The 15,609-nt window shown below is 71.7% G+C and carries 14 protein-coding genes; 4 read left to right on the top strand and 10 right to left on the bottom strand.

Annotation, left to right across the window (positions count from 1 at the left end; genetic code table 11):
• Window positions 1–80: 80 nt before the first annotated feature.
• Window positions 81–839: an SDR family oxidoreductase gene (locus ACQEVZ_RS30975; protein WP_344501808.1), complete on the bottom strand. Its 759-nt coding sequence runs from the start codon at window positions 837–839 to the stop codon at window positions 81–83.
• A gap of 377 nt (window positions 840–1,216) precedes the next feature.
• Between ACQEVZ_RS30975 and ACQEVZ_RS30970 the strand changes: the two genes are divergently transcribed.
• Window positions 1,217–2,497 carry an IS110 family transposase gene (locus ACQEVZ_RS30970; RefSeq protein ID WP_433370761.1) on the top strand — a complete coding sequence of 427 codons (1,281 nt, stop codon included), beginning with the start codon at window positions 1,217–1,219 and terminating at the stop codon, window positions 2,495–2,497.
• A gap of 67 nt (window positions 2,498–2,564) precedes the next feature.
• On the opposite strand, the gene glmM is transcribed toward ACQEVZ_RS30970, so the two are convergent.
• The 5 genes from glmM to ACQEVZ_RS30945 all read right to left on the bottom strand — a co-directional run bounded on the left by glmM (window position 2,565) and on the right by ACQEVZ_RS30945 (window position 7,357).
• On the bottom strand, window positions 2,565–3,917 hold the full coding sequence (gene glmM, locus ACQEVZ_RS30965) for a phosphoglucosamine mutase (protein WP_433372979.1): 1,353 nt from the start codon (window positions 3,915–3,917) through the stop codon (window positions 2,565–2,567).
• 107 nt (window positions 3,918–4,024) lie between these two features.
• Window positions 4,025–4,513 (bottom strand): 30S ribosomal protein S9, encoded by a 489-nt coding sequence (gene rpsI / locus ACQEVZ_RS30960; RefSeq protein WP_344501919.1) that lies wholly within the window; start codon window positions 4,511–4,513, stop codon window positions 4,025–4,027.
• 44 nt (window positions 4,514–4,557) lie between these two features.
• Window positions 4,558–5,001: a 50S ribosomal protein L13 gene (rplM, locus tag ACQEVZ_RS30955; protein WP_344501810.1), complete on the bottom strand. Its 444-nt coding sequence runs from the start codon at window positions 4,999–5,001 to the stop codon at window positions 4,558–4,560.
• A gap of 161 nt (window positions 5,002–5,162) precedes the next feature.
• Window positions 5,163–6,515, bottom strand: coding sequence for a nitrate/nitrite transporter (locus ACQEVZ_RS30950; protein ID WP_433372975.1), 1,353 nt, complete (start codon window positions 6,513–6,515; stop codon window positions 5,163–5,165).
• A gap of 131 nt (window positions 6,516–6,646) precedes the next feature.
• Window positions 6,647–7,357, bottom strand: a complete 711-nt coding sequence (locus ACQEVZ_RS30945; protein ID WP_433372972.1) for a hypothetical protein — start codon at window positions 7,355–7,357, stop codon at window positions 6,647–6,649.
• Window positions 7,358–7,560: 203 nt separating this feature from the next.
• Between ACQEVZ_RS30945 and nirB the strand changes: the two genes are divergently transcribed.
• From nirB to ACQEVZ_RS30930, 3 genes are read left to right on the top strand one after another with little or no spacing between them, the layout of a single operon-like run.
• Complete coding sequence (nirB, locus tag ACQEVZ_RS30940) at window positions 7,561–10,011, top strand: nitrite reductase large subunit NirB (protein ID WP_433372969.1); 2,451 nt, start codon at window positions 7,561–7,563, stop codon at window positions 10,009–10,011.
• Window positions 10,008–10,361, top strand: coding sequence for a nitrite reductase small subunit NirD (gene nirD / locus ACQEVZ_RS30935; protein ID WP_433372966.1), 354 nt, complete (start codon window positions 10,008–10,010; stop codon window positions 10,359–10,361). Before nirB ends, nirD begins: the two co-directional genes overlap by 4 nt.
• A 29-nt stretch (window positions 10,362–10,390) precedes the next feature.
• Window positions 10,391–11,500 (top strand): uroporphyrinogen-III synthase, encoded by a 1,110-nt coding sequence (locus tag ACQEVZ_RS30930; protein ID WP_433377091.1) that lies wholly within the window; start codon window positions 10,391–10,393, stop codon window positions 11,498–11,500.
• Window positions 11,501–11,524: 24 nt separating this feature from the next.
• Here ACQEVZ_RS30930 and ACQEVZ_RS30925 read toward each other — a convergent pair whose 3' ends face one another.
• The 4 genes from ACQEVZ_RS30925 to ACQEVZ_RS30910 are packed head-to-tail and all read right to left on the bottom strand — an operon-like array spanning window position 11,525 to window position 14,941.
• Window positions 11,525–11,770 (bottom strand): DUF2630 family protein, encoded by a 246-nt coding sequence (locus ACQEVZ_RS30925; protein WP_344501816.1) that lies wholly within the window; start codon window positions 11,768–11,770, stop codon window positions 11,525–11,527.
• A 28-nt stretch (window positions 11,771–11,798) separates the two neighbouring features.
• Window positions 11,799–12,602, bottom strand: coding sequence for a bifunctional hydroxymethylpyrimidine kinase/phosphomethylpyrimidine kinase (gene thiD / locus ACQEVZ_RS30920; protein WP_344501817.1), 804 nt, complete (start codon window positions 12,600–12,602; stop codon window positions 11,799–11,801).
• Window positions 12,603–12,658: 56 nt separating this feature from the next.
• Window positions 12,659–14,311, bottom strand: a complete 1,653-nt coding sequence (locus ACQEVZ_RS30915; protein WP_344501818.1) for an ABC-F family ATP-binding cassette domain-containing protein — start codon at window positions 14,309–14,311, stop codon at window positions 12,659–12,661.
• A gap of 3 nt (window positions 14,312–14,314) precedes the next feature.
• The gene (locus ACQEVZ_RS30910) at window positions 14,315–14,941 is read right to left on the bottom strand and encodes a class I SAM-dependent methyltransferase (protein ID WP_433372961.1); all 627 of its coding nucleotides are present in this window, start codon (window positions 14,939–14,941) and stop codon (window positions 14,315–14,317) included.
• Between the last annotated feature and the right edge of the window lie 668 nt (window positions 14,942–15,609).

Raw genomic sequence — 15,609 nt, 5'->3', positions numbered from 1 at the left:
GCGCACGACGCCTGCGCACAGTGGGACGAAAGCGACGCGTGCCACCCCCGGGCCGGGGGTAGCACGCGTGACAGGCGAGGTCAGGCCAGCGAGGAGCGGATCTGGGCGCCGCCGTCGATGACGAGCGTCTGGCCCGTCATCCAGCGCGACGCCGGCCCGCCCAGGAAGGTGATGACGTCGGCGATGTCGTCGGGTTCGCCGATGCGCCCCAGCGGGAGGTGCTCGCTGAGGTACTGCTCGTTGTTCTCCCACAGCCCGCGGGCGAGCTTGGTGCGCACGATGCCGGGCGCGACGCCGTTGACCCGGACCGCCGGGGCGAGCTCGGCGGCGAGCTGGCGGGTGAGGTGGATGACCGCGGCCTTCGTCGCGTTGTAGTAGCCGATGCCGGGCTCGGTGAGCAGCCCGCCGACGGAGGCGACGTTGACGATCGCGCCGCCCCGGGACGACATCGACGCCTTCCAGGCCAGCTGGCTCCACAGCACGGGGCCGAACTGGTTGAGCCGCGCGGTCTTCTCCGCGCGGACCGGGTCGATGTCCATGAGCGGGCCGAAGTACGGGTTGGTGCCGGCGTTGTTGACCAGGACGTCGATCGCGCCGAACCGGGCCATGGCGGCGTCGACGGCGGCGCCGGCCTGGTCGGGCTCCGCGGCGTGCGCGGCGTGGGCGAGCACCCCCGCGGACGGGTGGGCGGCGCGGATCTCCTCCGCGACGGCGTCGAGCGCCTCCTGGTCCCGGGAGGTGAGCACGACGTTGCAGCCCTGCGCGGCGAAGGCGACGGCGGTCGCCTTGCCGATGCCGCGGGATGCGCCGGTGACGAGAACGGTGCGGGCGTCAGTCATGCGCCGCACGTTACTCCCGGGTAGACCCCTTCATGTCGACCATGGCGGCGTCGGTACGAGACGACCGCCGCCACCGCGCGTGACCCGGAAAGCGAGCTGAGCCGGGGGCTAGTCCCGTTCGCCGGTTGGCGGCCCGTTCCGGGCTGAAAACTGCATTCGTCTCTTGCGGTGTGTGGGTGGTTGGTGGTGCCGTGGTGGGGTCGCCCGCTGACGTCGTGTCTTCTTGGTTCGTTCCAGGCCGTGGGCTAGTCGGATGCTGGTGGTCACGCTGATGGGCCCTTCACTGTTGCTTCGAGCACGAGGACTAGATTCGCTGTCCCTCAGTGGCCGCCGCGGGCGACGCCTTGGCACGGTTCGGCGTGGGCAGGGAGGGCCACGTGTTGGAGGAGACGCAGGAGCGCGAGGAGATCATCGAGCGGATCGCCGCGCTGGACATTGGTAAGGCCACGCTCGTGTGCTGCGCCCGGCTGCCCGACCCGGCCAGGCCGGGTCGGCGGCTGCAGGAGGTCGACACCTACTCGACCATGACGAGGTCGTTGCTGCGGATGGCCGACCGGCTGCGGCAGCTCGGTGTGACGCGGGTGGTGATGGAGGCGACCAGCGACTACTGGAAGCCGGTGTTCTACCTCCTCGAGGCGGCCGGGTTCCAGACGTGGCTGGTCAACGCCCGTGACGTCAAGCATCTGCCGGGACGGCCCAAGACCGACCGGTTGGATGCGGTGTGGTTGTGCAAGGTCGCCGAACGGCAGATGCTGCGGCCCAGTTTCGTGCCACCGCCGGAAATTCGGATGCTGCGGGACCTGACCCGGTACCGGGTCGATCTCGTCGCTGCGCAGACAGCGGAGAAGAACCGGGCCGAGAAGCTGCTGGAGGACGCGCAGATCAAGCTGTCGGTGGTCGCCTCGGACATCTTCGGTGTCTCGGGCCGGGCCATGATGGCTGCACTGATCGCCGGTGAACGCGATCCGGGCCGGCTGGCGCAGCTGGCCCGCTCGACCCTCCGCCGCAAGATCGGCACGCTGGAGGAAGCGTTCGTCGGCCGGTTCAGCGAACATCACGCGTTCCTGCTGGCCAAGATGCTCACCCGGATCGACGCGATCGAGGCCGACATCGCCGACGTCGACGCCCAGATCGAGGTCCGCATCGCCCCTTTCGCGCAAGCGGCGACCCGGCTTGAGCAGATCCCCGGTGTCGGCGCGATCGCCGCCCGGGCGATCATCGCGGAGATCGGGACCGACATGAGCCGCTTCCCGACCCCGGCCCACCTGGCCTCCTGGGCCAGGTTTTCACCCAAGGTCAACGAATCCGCCGGCCGCAAGAAAGGCAGCAGCGCCACCGGACACGGCAACCCCTACCTGGCCCGCACCCTCGGCCAGGCCGCGGTCAGCGCCGCCCGGACCCCGACCTTCCTCGGTGAACGCTACCGTCGCATCGCCCGAAGACGCGGCGCGAAACGGGCCATCGTCGCTATCGGCCGGTCGACCCTCATCGTCATCTGGCACATCCTCGGCGACGCCCAGGCCACCTTCCATGACCTCGGCGCCGACTTCTACGACAGCCGGATCAACCCCGAGCGACGAGCCCGCAACCACATCCGCCAACTCGAAGCCCTCGGCTACACCGTCACCGCCGAACGACCCCAACCACAAGCAGCGTGAAGCAACATACGGCAGGTCCCGGCATCGCCGGGAGCTGCCGCACGCCCACTCACCCTCAGTTTTCGGACTAGACGGGAGAGACGGGAGAGACAGTGCGGACGATGGCGGCGATGCGCTCGGCGGCCTCGCGGGCGATCGCCAGGGTGGACGCCTCGACCATGACCCGGACGAGCTGCTCGGTGCCCGACGGGCGGAGCAGGACCCGGCCGGCGCCGCCGAGCTCCGCCTCGACCTGCTTCGCGGCGTCGAGGACCTGGGCGGCCTTGGCGGCCGCGGCACGGTCGCCGACGGGCACGTTGATCAGGACCTGCGGCAGCCGCTGGACGACGGAGGCGAGGTCGGCGAGGGTCCGGCCGGTGCCGGTCATGCGGCCCATGAGGTGCAGGGCGGTGAGCACGCCGTCGCCGGTGGTCGCGAAGGCGGGCATGACGATGTGCCCGCTCTGCTCGCCCCCGAGGGCGAGGCCCTTCGCGCGGAGCTCGTCGAGGACGTACCGGTCGCCGACGCGGGTCTCGAGAAGCCGGATGCCGGCGTCGGCCATGGCGATCTTCAGGCCGAGGTTGCTCATGACGGTGGCGACGAGCGTGTCGTCCTTGAGGTGGCCGCCGTCGCGCATGGCGAGGGCGAGGACGGCCATGATCTGGTCGCCGTCGACCTCGTCACCGTCGGCGGTGACGGCGAGGCAGCGGTCGGCGTCGCCGTCGTGGGCGATGCCGAGGTCGGCGCCGTGCTCGACGACGGCGGCGCGGAGCTGCTCGAGGTGGTTGGAGCCGCAGTTCTCGTTGATGTTGAGCCCGTCGGGGTCCGCGTTGATCGCGACGACGGACGCGCCGGCCCGCCGGTACGCCTCGGGGGCGGCGGAGGAGGCGGCGCCGTTGGCGCAGTCGACGACGACCTTGAGCTCGACGAGCGGGCCGGGCAGCGACGTCAGCAGGTGCCGGACGTAGCGGTCCTCGCCGTCGTCGAGGTCGGTGACGCGGCCGACACCGGCGCCGGTGGGGCGCACCTTGGTGCCTTCGGTCATGAGCCGCTCGATCTCGTCCTCGACCTCGTCGGGGAGCTTGTGACCGCCGGCGGCGAAGAGCTTGATGCCGTTGTCGGGCATCGGGTTGTGCGACGCGGACAGCATCACGCCGATGTCGGCGGACAGCACGCCGGTGAGGTAGGCGACGGCCGGGGTGGGCAGGACGCCGACGCGGATCACGTTGGCGCCGGCGCTGGTGAGGCCGGCGACGACGGCCGCCTCCAGCATCTCCCCGCTGGCCCGCGGGTCGCGGCCCACGACCGCCAGGGGCGCGTGGGAGTGGTCGCGCTCGAACAGCGCCTGGGTCGCGGCGATGGCGACGGCCATTGCCAGCTCGGGAGTCAGGTCGGCGTTGGCGCGTCCGCGGACGCCGTCGGTGCCGAAGAGTCGCCCCACTGCGATACCTCCGTTGAGCTTTTAGGCCGCGAACCGTCGATCCGAAAGGGCCGCGAACGCAAATCGGCCGGGTACACCTCCAGGGTGCACCCGGCCGCGAAGCTTGGTTAGCGCTTCGAGTACTGCGGAGCCTTACGGGCCTTCTTCAGACCGTACTTCTTGCGCTCGGTGGCGCGGGCGTCACGGGTGAGGAAGCCGGCCTTCTTCAGCGCCGGGCGGTCGTCGGGGTCGTTCTCGACGAGCGCACGGGCGATCGCGAGGCGCAGGCCGCCGGCCTGGCCGGTGGTGCCGCCGCCACGCAGGTTGGCGAACACGTCGAACTGCTCGAGCTTCTCGACGATCACCAGCGGCTCCTTGACGGACTGCTGGTGGACCTTGCTGGGGAAGTAGTTCTCCAGCTCGCGGCCGTTGAGGAGGAACTTGCCGGTGCCGGGAACCAGGCGGACCCGGACGATGGCCTCCTTGCGGCGGCCAACGGTCTGGATCGGCTGGCCGGCGCGGCGGGAACGGGTCGGGACCTTGGCCGTCGCCTCAACGGCGGGGGTCTCGACGGTGGCGACAGCAGCAGCGGCCGGCTCAGCGGCCTCGGTGTCGATGGTCTCGACGGTCTCGTCGGTCACGCTCAGTCCTTCGTCCGCGCTCACTGCGCGATCTGCTTGATCTCGAACGGCTGGGGCAGCTGCGCGGCGTGCGGGTGCTCGGCGCCCGCGTAGACCTTCAGCTTCCGGATCTGCCGGGCGCCGAGGCGGTTGTGCGGGAGCATGCCCTTGACGGCCAGCTCGATCGCCCGCTCCGGGTTCTTGGTCAGCAGCTCCTCGTAGCCCACCTTCTTGAGCCCACCCGGGAAACCCGAGTGGCGGTAGGCGACCTTGGTCTGCCGCTTGTTGCCGGTCAGCGCCACCTTGCCGGCGTTGATCACGATGACGAAGTCGCCGGTGTCAACGTGCGGGGCGAACGTCGGCTTGTGCTTACCGCGCAGCAGCGTGGCGGCGTGCGTGGCCAGGCGGCCGAGCACTACGTCCGACGCGTCGATCACGTGCCACACGCGCTCGATTTCACCCGGCTTCGGGCTGTACGTACCCACAGGTCTACCTTGTCTTCCACGTCGTCGGTTCTGGGGTGCGCTCTCATGGCGGCGCTAAAGGGGCGCACGACCACCTAGCGTACCCGAACAGTGGGGACGCCTTGTCATCGCACAACAGCGGTCCACGATACCGGGCCGCTGTTGTGCGAGTCAAAACGGCCTCAGACCCCTTCGAGCCTGCCGGGTGACCTGCGGAGGTAGACGAACCAGGTGACGGCGAAGCAGACGGCGTAGAAGGCGAGGAAGGCGATGTACGCACCGTCACCGGTCTTGTACGCGAGGAACGACTGCCGGAACGCGAGGTTGACCAGCACGCCCCCGGCCGCGCCGATCGCGCCGGCTACGCCGATGAGCGCGGTGGCGAGCCGCCGGGACTGGTTCTCGTCCGTGGGGTACTTGGCGCGGAAGATCGCCGGGATCATCTTGTAGGTCGACCCGTTGCCGATGCCGCTGAAGACGAACAGCGCGATGAACCCGGTCAGGAACAGCGGCAGGGAGTGCTGCCGCGACGCGGTGAGCACCAGGGTGGCGCCGAGGGCCATGCCGACGAAGTTCCAGAAGGTGATCCTGGCGCCGCCGAAGCGGTCGGCGAGGAGGCCGCCGACGGGGCGGATGAGCGAGCCGAGCAGCGGGCCGAGGAATGTGAGGTAGGCCGCCTTCACCGGGGTGTCGAAGTCGGACTTGAACTGCACGAGGAGCACCTGGCCGAACGCGAAGCCGAAGCCGATGAACGAGCCGAACGTGCCGATGTACAGCAGTGACATGATCCACGCGTGGCGGTCCTTGATCACGTCGCGCATGGCCCGCCGGTCGTTCGCGGCGTGCGCGAGGTTGTCCATGTACAGCGCCGCGAGGGTCGCCGCGATCACGATGAGCGGCAGGTAGATCAGGATGATGAGGCGCGGGTGACTGGCGCCGGCGGTCGCGAGGACGAGCAGGCCGACGAGCTGGACGGCGGGGACGCCGATGTTGCCGCCGCCGGCGTTGATGCCGAGCGCCCAGCCCTTCAGCCGCTGCGGGTAGAAGGCGTTGATGTTGGCCATCGAGGAGGCGAAGTTGCCGCCGCCGACGCCGGCGACGGACGCCACGATCAGCAGGGTGGTGAAGGAGACGCCGGGCTCCAGGATGATGCCGGCCAGGATGCTCGGCACCAGCAGCATGAGGGCGCTGAAGATGGTCCAGTTGCGGCCGCCGAAGGTGGCGACGGCGAACGTGTAGGGCAGCCGCAGCACCGCGCCGACGAGCGTCGGGGCGCTGGTGAGCAGGAATTTCTGGGCCGGGTCGAAGCCGTACTTCGGGCCGAGGAAGAGCACGAAGACCGACCACAGGCTCCAGATGGAGAAGCCGATGTGCTCCGACAGGATGGAGACGATGAGGTTGCGCCGCGCGATCTTCGCGCCGCCGTCCTCCCAGAAGGTGCGGTCTTCTGGCCGCCAGTCGCTGATCCAGCGGCCGCCGCGGCGGGGGGCCGGGGGCTGTGCGCCAGGCTCGGTGGTTTCCACGGCGAGAGTCATGACGCAGAAGTTAAGGACGCCACGTTTCGGTCGCGCGCACCGCTTCTTGTCCTGACCGAAACGTTTCCCCCACGTCGGCGGCCGCCCGGTTGTGAGAACCGGACGGCCGCCCGCGGAGCAGAGATCGGCTGCTAGGCCTTGGTGAAGATCCAGGTGCCGGTGTCCGGGCCGCCCTGCGGCGGGCCGAGCTTCAGGGTGGTGCCGCCCGAGCAGTCGTAGCTGCTCTTCTTCAGGACGGGCTGGGCGTCGACGGCGCCGCCGGTGTCCGCGGTGCCGGTGCCGGCGAAGTCGGCGATGGAGGCCTTGTCGGCCACCCGGACCGCGGCGGGGCTGGTCAGGTCGACGGTGACGGTGAGGGTGCTGAAGTCGACGGTGCCGACGGGCTCCCACGTGCCGGTCGCCGCCGACGGGGTCTTGACGGTGCCGTTGACCTTGCCGCCGTAGCCGAAGCTGCCCTTGACGTCGCCGCCGGAGACGGTGAACGCGAAGGTGACCGGCTTCATGGCGCCGAAGTCGACCTGGGCCTTGCCGGCGCTGTCGACGGTCAGCGTGGTGCCGCCGCCGCCGGTGAAGGTCCCGGTGACGGGCCCGCTGAGCTTGCCGTCGAGCCCGGTCGCCTTCCAGGTGCCGACGAGGCACGGCGCCGCGGCGCCGGTCCCGGACGTGCCGCCGGGGGTGCCGGACGTGGCGCCGGCCGAGCCGCCCGGAGCCCCCGCCGAGGCACCGGCCGAGGTCTTGCCGCTGGCACCGGCGCCGGGGGTGCCGGCTTCGCCGCTGCAGCCGGCGAGCCCGACGCCCAGCGCCGTCATGGCCACGATGGTGACCTTGGCGGTCGAGCGCATCTGGTTCCTCCTCATATTGGGGTCCGTTACTGTCTACCCCCGCGAGCAGATCGTCGAACCGTACCGTGGGACGATCTGGCACAACCTTCACCAGGCTGTGGCTGCGCCGTAACGTCCTGCTCAACGCTCTAGTGAGGCGCTCTTAGCAGGCGCGAAACATTTGGGACCCTGGAGCGAAACCGCCCGGCGTCAGCCTTTTGGCCATGAAGGTCGTCGTTGTCGGTCACGGCATGGTCGGGAACAGGTTCCTGGAGGCGCTCCGCGCCCGGGACACCGGGAACACCTGGGAGATCACGGTTCTCGCCGAGGAGAGCCGTTCCGCGTACGACCGGGTGCGGCTGTCGGCGTTCTTCGACGGCGTGTCCGCCGAGGAGCTCACCTACGACGTGCCGGACGGCGTCGACCTGCACCTCGGCGAGCCGGCCCTGGCGATCGACCGGGCCGCCCGCAAGGTCACCACCGCGCGGGCCATGTACGAGTACGACGCGCTGGTCCTGGCGACGGGCTCGTCGGCGTTCGTGCCGCCGATCACCGGCGTCGACCAGCCGGGCGTCTTCGTCTACCGCACCCTCGACGACCTGGAGGCGATCCGGGCACACGCCCAGGGTCGCGAGGTCGGCGCGGTCATCGGCGGTGGCCTGCTCGGCCTGGAGGCGGCGAACGCGCTGCGCCTGCTGGGCCTGCGCACGCACGTGATCGAGTTCGCGCCGCGGCTGATGCCGGTGCAGGTCGACGAGGCCGGCGGCGCGGTCCTGCGCAAGTACGTGGAGGACCTCGGCGTCCGGGTGCACCTGGGCGCGGCGACCACCGCGATCCGCCAGACCCAGACGGTCAACGCGACGCTCGCGCTGACCCTGTCCGACGGGGCGCACATCCCGGCCGACATCGTCGTGGTGGCGGCCGGCATCCGGCCACGCGACGAGCTGGCCCGCACGATGGGCCTCCCGACGGGGGCGCGCGGCGGGATCGTCGTCGACGAGGCCTGCCGCACCGAGGACCCGGCGGTGTACGCGATCGGCGAGTGCGCCGAGATCGACGGCCGCTGTTACGGCCTCGTCGCCCCCGGCTACGCGATGGCGGAGGTCGTCGCGGACCGGCTCCTCGGCGGCGAGGCGTCGTTCCCGGGCGCGGACACGTCGACGAAGCTGAAGCTGCTCGGCGTCGACGTCGCCAGCTTCGGCGACGCGCTGCGCACCGACCTGCTCGACGTCGTCTACCTCGACCCGGCGAGCGGCACGTACGCGAAGCTGATCCTGTCCGACGACGCGCAGACGCTGCTCGGCGGCATCCTCGTCGGCGACGCCGGCTCGTACCCGGCGCTGCGGGCCAGCGTCGGCGGCCCGCTGCCCGCGTCGCCCCTCGCGCTGCTCGCCGGTGACGCGCCCCGCGCGGCGCTGTCCGAGGACGCGCAGATCTGCTCCTGCAACGCCGTCACCAAGGGCCAGATCACCACGGCGATCCACGAGCAGGGCTGCACCAACGTGGCGGAGTTGAAGGCGTGCACCCGCGCCGGCACCAGCTGCGGCTCGTGCGTGCCGCTGCTGAAGCAGCTGCTCGCCGAGGGCGGCGTCGCGCCCAGCAAGGCGCTGTGCGAGCACTTCACCCAGTCGCGGGCGGAGCTCTTCGACATCATCCGGGTCCGCGGCATCCGCACGTTCTCGCAGCTCGTCGCCGAGCACGGCACGGGGCGCGGCTGCGACATCTGCAAGCCGACGGTCGCCTCGATCCTCGCGTCGCTGCACAACGACTACGTCCTGGACGGCGAGCAGGCGGCGCTGCAGGACACCAACGACCACTTCCTGGCCAACATCCAGCGCAACGGCACCTACTCGGTGATCCCGCGGATCCCCGGCGGGGAGATCACCCCCGACAAGCTGATCGTCATCGGCGAGGTCGCCCGCGACTTCAACCTGTACACGAAGATCACCGGCGGGCAGCGCATCGACCTGCTCGGCGCCCGCGTCGAGCAGCTGCCGGCGATCTGGCACCGGCTCGTCGCCGCCGGCTTCGAGTCCGGGCACGCCTACGGCAAGGCGCTGCGGACCGTGAAGTCGTGCGTCGGGTCGACCTGGTGCCGGTACGGCGTGCAGGACTCCGTCGGGCTCGCCGTCGAGCTGGAGCTGCGGTACCGCGGGCTGCGCGCGCCGCACAAGCTGAAGTCGGCCGTGTCCGGCTGCGCGCGGGAGTGCGCGGAGGCGAAGGGCAAGGACTTCGGCATCATCGCCACCGACAACGGCTGGAACCTGTACGTCGGCGGCAACGGCGGCTTCCGGCCCCGCCACGCCGACCTGATCGCGGGCGACCTCACCACCGAGGAGCTGATCCGGCTCGTCGACCGGTTCCTGATGTTCTACATCCGCACCGCCGACCGGCTGCAGCGCACGTCGGCGTGGATCGAGGCGATGGACGGCGGCCTGGACTACCTGAAGGCCGTCATCGTCGAGGACTCCCTCGGCATCGCCGGCGAGCTCGAATCGATGATGGCGCACCACGTCGGGTCCTACGTCGACGAGTGGCGGGCGACGATCGGCGACCCTGAGCGGCTCGCCCGGTTCGTGTCGTTCGTCAACGCGCCGGACACCCCCGACCCGACGATCACGTTCGCTTCCGAACGCGGCCAGCCCGTCCCTGTCGTCCTTGGAGTGCGCTCATGAAGTGGACCGTCGTGTGCCCCTTCCCCCGCCTGGAGCCGGAGCGTGGCGTCGCCGCGCTGGTCGACGGGGCGCAGGTGGCGCTGTTCCGCACGTACGACGGTGACGTGCACGCGATCGGCAACCTCGACCCGATCAGCGGCGCCGCGGTGCTGTCCCGCGGGATCGTCGGCAGCCGTGGCGACGTGCCGACGGTCGCGTCGCCGATGCACAAGCAGGCGTTCGACCTGCGCAGCGGCGAATGCCTCGACCAGCCCGGGGTGCGGGTGCCCGTCTACCCGGTGCGCGTCCGCGACGGCCTCGTCGAAGTGGCCGCGGTCGAGCTGGCGGCGGCGGCCGAGGCGATTACGTGAGCGCGGCCAGTGCGCTGGAGGCCAAGCCGATGTCGGGTGAGGACCTGCCCCTCGCCGGGTTCACGGTCGCGGTGACCGCCGACCGGCGGCGCGACGAGCTCAGCGCCCTGCTGGAGCGCCGCGGCGCCCGGGTCGTGCTCGCGCCGGCGCTGCGGATCGTGCCGGTCGCCGACGACACCGAGCTGAAGGCCGCGACCGTGTCCTGCGTCGACGTCGCGCCGGAGATCGTGATCGCGACGACCGGCATCGGGCTGCGCGGCTGGTTGGAGGCCGCCGAGGGCTGGGGGCTCGCCGAGTCGCTGCGGGCCCGGCTCAACGACGCGTTCCTCATCGCCCGCGGCCCGAAGGCGAAGGGTGCCGTCCGCGCCGCCGGCATGCTCGAGGCCTGGTCCCCGGACACGGAGAGCTGCGACGAGGTCCTCGACTTCCTCCTCGGCGGCGGGTTCCCGGGCGGGATCGCGGGCCGGCGGATCGCGCTGCAGCTGCACGGTGAGCCGCACCCCGAGTTCACGACCGCGTTGCGCGACGCCGGGGCGATCGTGGTGGAGATCCCGGTGTACCGGTGGGCCCCGCCCGTCGACCCCGCGCCGCTGCGGCGGCTCGTCGACCTGATCTGCTCGCGGCTGGTCGACTCGGTCACGTTCACGTCCGCGCCCGCCGTCAGCTCGCTGCTGCGGGTGGCCGGCCCCGACGCCCCCGACGTCCTGGAGGCGCTGCGGACCGACGTCCTGGCCGCGTGCGTGGGCCCGGTCACCGCCGCGCCGCTGCAACGCCTCGGCGTGCCCGTGGCGGCGCCGCAGCGGGCCCGCCTGGGCGCGCTCGTGCGCATCCTCGTCGACGAGCTGCCCAAGCGCGCCCCGACGCTGCACGTCGCGGGTGCCGCGGTCACGCTGCGCGGGCACGCCGCGATCATCGACGGCACGCTGAAGCCGCTCGCCCCCGGCCCCATGGCGGTGCTGCGGGCGCTCGCCGCGTCGCCCGGGCGGGTCCTGTCCCGGGCGGCGCTGCTGCGTGAGCTGCCCCGCGGTGCCGACGAGCACGCCGTCGAGATGGCCGTCGCCCGCCTGCGTGCCGCCCTCGGCGGCCCCGCGTTCGTGCAGACGGTCGTCAAGCGCGGCTACCGCCTCCGCATCGACTGAGGCAGGCGGCCGGCGACGGCCCCGCTACTGCAGGTAGTGCTCGACCTCGTCGACCGCGTGCGGCTCGACCTCGTCGGGGGCGACACCCTGCAGCTTCGCCGCCCGGCGGCGGCGCAGCAGGTCCCACAGCTGGTCGAGCTGCTCCTCGATGGCGCGGAGCCGCTCGTGCTCCTCGTCCTCGGAGATCTTGCCCGCCTGCAGCTGGGTCCTCAGCTTGTGCTCGTCGTCCACAAGCGCCGAGATCTGGTGGATCAACGTCTTCTCGTCCATCCCGTCATCATGCCCGGTCGTGCCGGCGTCAGCGGAGGGTGAGTGACGACCACCCGAACTGGTCGATGGGTCCGGTGCCGGCGCCGATCCGCCAGTCCGCGGCGTCGCTGATCGCCCTGCCGACGAACCCCTTCGACCACGTGACCGCCTCGACCGGGTCGTCACCCATGGCGAGCCGCGCCGCCACCGCCGTCGCGAACGTCGCGCCGGAGCCGTCGGTGTTGCGGCTGGCGACCCGCGGGCTGTGCAGCAGCCGCGCCGCGCCGTCGGCCCACATCATGTCGACCGCGTCGTCGCCGGTGACGAAGTCACCCCCGGTGATCACCACGTACCGCGGACCCCCCGACGACAGCTGCGCCGCCGCCTTCGCCATGTCGGCGGGCGTCACGACCTCCCAGCCGACCAGCAGCGACGCCTCCTCCCGGTTGGGGGTGGCGACCAGCGCGTGCGGCAGGAGCCGCTCCACCGCCGCGGCGAGGCCCCTCCTGGACCCGCCGCCGGCCGCCTCCAGGACCGGGTCGACGACGAGGTTCGGCAGCGCGCCCGACCGGGCCCTCGCGGCGACCGCGACCGCCGTCTCCGGGTTGGGGAACATGCCGGTCTTGACCGCCGCGACCGGCAGGTCCTCCAGGACGCTGCCGAGCTGCCCCGACACCACGGTCGTCGGCTGGGGGAACACATCGGTGGTGCCGCGCGTGTTCCGCGACACCACCGCCGTCACGACCGACGCCCCGTGCATCCGCATCGCGGCGAGGGTGCGCAGGTCAGCCTGTATTCCGGAACCACCGGACGAGTCGGACGCGCCGACGGTGAGCACAACAGAGGGATTCACCGGGCTATGTGAGCACGCGGTGACGCAGCGCCACGGACAACGCGTCCGTCAGGACGTCAGCCGCGCCCCTCCCACACCGGCTCCGGCACCTCCACGACCTCACCGTCGGCCCGGAACAGCACGAACCGGTCGAACGACCGGCTGAACCAGCGGTCGTGCGTCACGGCGATCACCGTCCCGTCGAAGGTGCGCAGCCCCTCCTCCAGGGCCTCGGCGCTGGCCAGGTCCAGGTTGTCCGTCGGCTCGTCGAGCAGCAGCAGCGTCGCCCCGGACAGCTCCAGCAGCAGCACCAGGAACCTGGCCTGCTGGCCGCCGGACAGGGTGCCGAAGCGCTGGTCGGCCTGCGCCGCCAGCTCGTACCGTGACAGCGCCGGCATCGCCTGCGGCCGCGGCAGCCCGGTCCGCCAGTCGTCGCCCCGCCAGAGGATCTCCACGAGCGTCTTGTCGAGCAGTTCCGGACGGTCGTGCGTCTGCGAGAAGTGGCCCGGGCGCACCCGCGCGCCGAGCCGCACCTGCCCGCCGTGCGCGACCGGCGCGATCTGCACGCCGATCGGGGTCTGCGTCGGGTCCGGGTCGGTGCCGCCGCGGGCGAGCAGCCGCAGGAAGTGCGACTTGCCGGTGCCGTTGCCGCCGAGGACCGCGACCCGGTCGCCGTACCAGATCTCCAGGTCGAACGGGTACGTCAGGCCGTCCAGCTCGAGCTGCTCGCACATGACGGCGCGTTTGCCGGTGCGCCCGCCCGACAGCCGCATGCGGATGTCCTGGTCCTTCGGCGGGGTCGGCGGCGGTCCCGCCTCCTCGAACTTCTTCAGCCGCGTCTGCGCCGCCTGATACCGCGAGGCGAGCCCGTCGTTGTAGGCGGCCTTCGTCTTGTACATGAGGACCAGGTCCTTGAGCTTCTGGTGCTCCTCGTCCCAGCGGCGGCGCAGCTCGTCGAGGCGCTCGTGCCGGGCGACCCGCGCCTCGTGCCACGAGGCGAACCCACCCGGATGCACCCACGCCGAGCCGCCCTCGACCGCGACGACCCGGTCCGCGGACCTGGCGAGCAGCTCACGGTCGTGCGACACGTACAGGACGGACTTCGCCGACTCGCGCAGCCGATCCTCCAGCCAGCGCTTCCCCGGCACGTCCAGGAAGTTGTCGGGCTCGTCGAGCAGCAGCACCTCGTCGTCGCCGCGCAGCAGCAGCTCCAGGGCGAACCGCTTCTGCTGCCCGCCGGACAGGGTCCGCACCGGCCGGTCCCGGGTCTCGTCCCACGGCTTGTTCAACGCGGCGACACTCACCGTGTCGAAGAGGACCTCGGCGTCGTACCCGCCGGCCTCACCCCACGCGGCGAGCGCGTTCGCGTACCGCAGCTGCGCCTTCTCGGTGCCCTCGGCGTGCATGGCGACCTCGGCGGCGTGCAGCCGCTCCCCCGCCTTCCTGAGGCCGTCCGGGGCGAGCTGCAGCGCCAGGTCGTACAGGGTGCGGTCGTCGCCGATCATGCCGATGAACTGGCGCATCACGCCGAGCCCGCCGGAGCGCGCGATCGCACCGGTCCGCACCGGCAGGTCACCGGCCACCATCTTCAGCAGCGTCGTCTTGCCCGCGCCGTTCGGCCCGACGAGCGCGACCTTGGCGCCCTCACCGACCCTGAACGACACCTCGGCGAACAGCTCACGACCGTCCGCGAGCGTGTGCCCGACCCCTGCCACGTCCACGTATCCCACGAGTCAGGAATTCTGCGCCGCGCCAGCCGGTCCGTCGCCCGCTTTTCTGACTTCGAAGATCCGGAAGCCCTTGTGATTGGCGTGCCGGGCGGCGCTGAACCCCTGTTCTTCCAGCCACCGCTGGAGCGAGTCGGCGCCGAGGTTCTTGGCCACGACCAGCCACGCGACGCCGTCCGGGGCCAGCCGGGGCAGCCAGCGCAGCAGCAGCGCGTGCAGCTCCGGCTTGCCGATCCGGATCGGCGGGTTGGACCAGATCTGCGTGAACCCGACAGTGTCCGGCACGTCGCCGGGCAGCGCGGTGACCACGTTCGGGCCCGTGTTCTCCCGCGCGAGCTCCAGGGCCCGCTGGTTGACGTCGACGGCGTAGATCGTCGCCCGCGGCGCGTTGCGGGACAGGACCGCGGCGATCGGGCCGTACCCGCAGCCGAGGTCCAGCAGCGGCCCGGTCTCCGCCGCGTCCGGCAGCGGGGCGCGCTGCAGCAGCACGGCGGTGCCCGGGTCCAGACGGTTCGCGGAGAACACCCCGGCCGACGCCACCAGGCGAAACTCCTGGTCGTCGACGGTGAACTCGACGGCGTGCCGGGTTTCGGCGGCCGCCGGCTCCGCGGTGAAGTAGTGCTCGCCGGACACGATGCCCCTCCTTCGACCGGTGACGCAACGCATTGTCCCCAAGGAGGTGAACGCCCCTGCTCGCGGCCCACTCGTTCGGATAGTGCGAAACATCGCCGACACGCCACCTCCCAGGAGTCTCGGCTACCCTGTGCGACATGACTTCTGGGAACGAGCAGCGCCGGAAGCGGCGCTCCGACTCGTTCCGCCGGGACGAGGCGGACGAGGCCGACAACTGGTTGGCCGGTCTCCGCGGCAGCGGACCCGACCCGTTCACGGCGCCGCCACCGCCGTCGTACGACGAGCCGGCCTTCGACGATCTCCGCGGCGGAGGACGGGGTGGTCGTTCGCGTCCGGACGATTCGCCGAGCGGGTCGTTCCGCGCTCCCCGTGACGACTCGCCCAGCGGATCCTTCCGAGCGCCGCGTGACGACTCGCCCAGCGGGTCGTTCCGGGGGCCGCGCGACGCCACCGGGGGGCCGGGACGTTCCCCCCGCGACGACTCACCCAGCGGGGTGTTCCGGGCCTCTGCCGTGCCGCCCCCGGCCGGGCCCCGAGGCCCGGAGGGCGGCCGGCGCCGGGCGCCGGGCGACGACTCCCCCAGCGGTTCCTTCCGCGCTCCTCGCGAAGACTCGCCTAGCGGGTCGTTCCGGGCACCTCGCGAAGACCCGCCCAGCGGCTCCTTCCGG

Source organism: Dactylosporangium sp. CA-152071 (genome assembly GCF_050936335.1).
Taxonomy (GTDB): Bacteria; Actinomycetota; Actinomycetes; order Mycobacteriales; family Micromonosporaceae; genus Dactylosporangium; species Dactylosporangium maewongense.
This window is presented reverse-complemented; position numbering and strand designations above follow the sequence as displayed.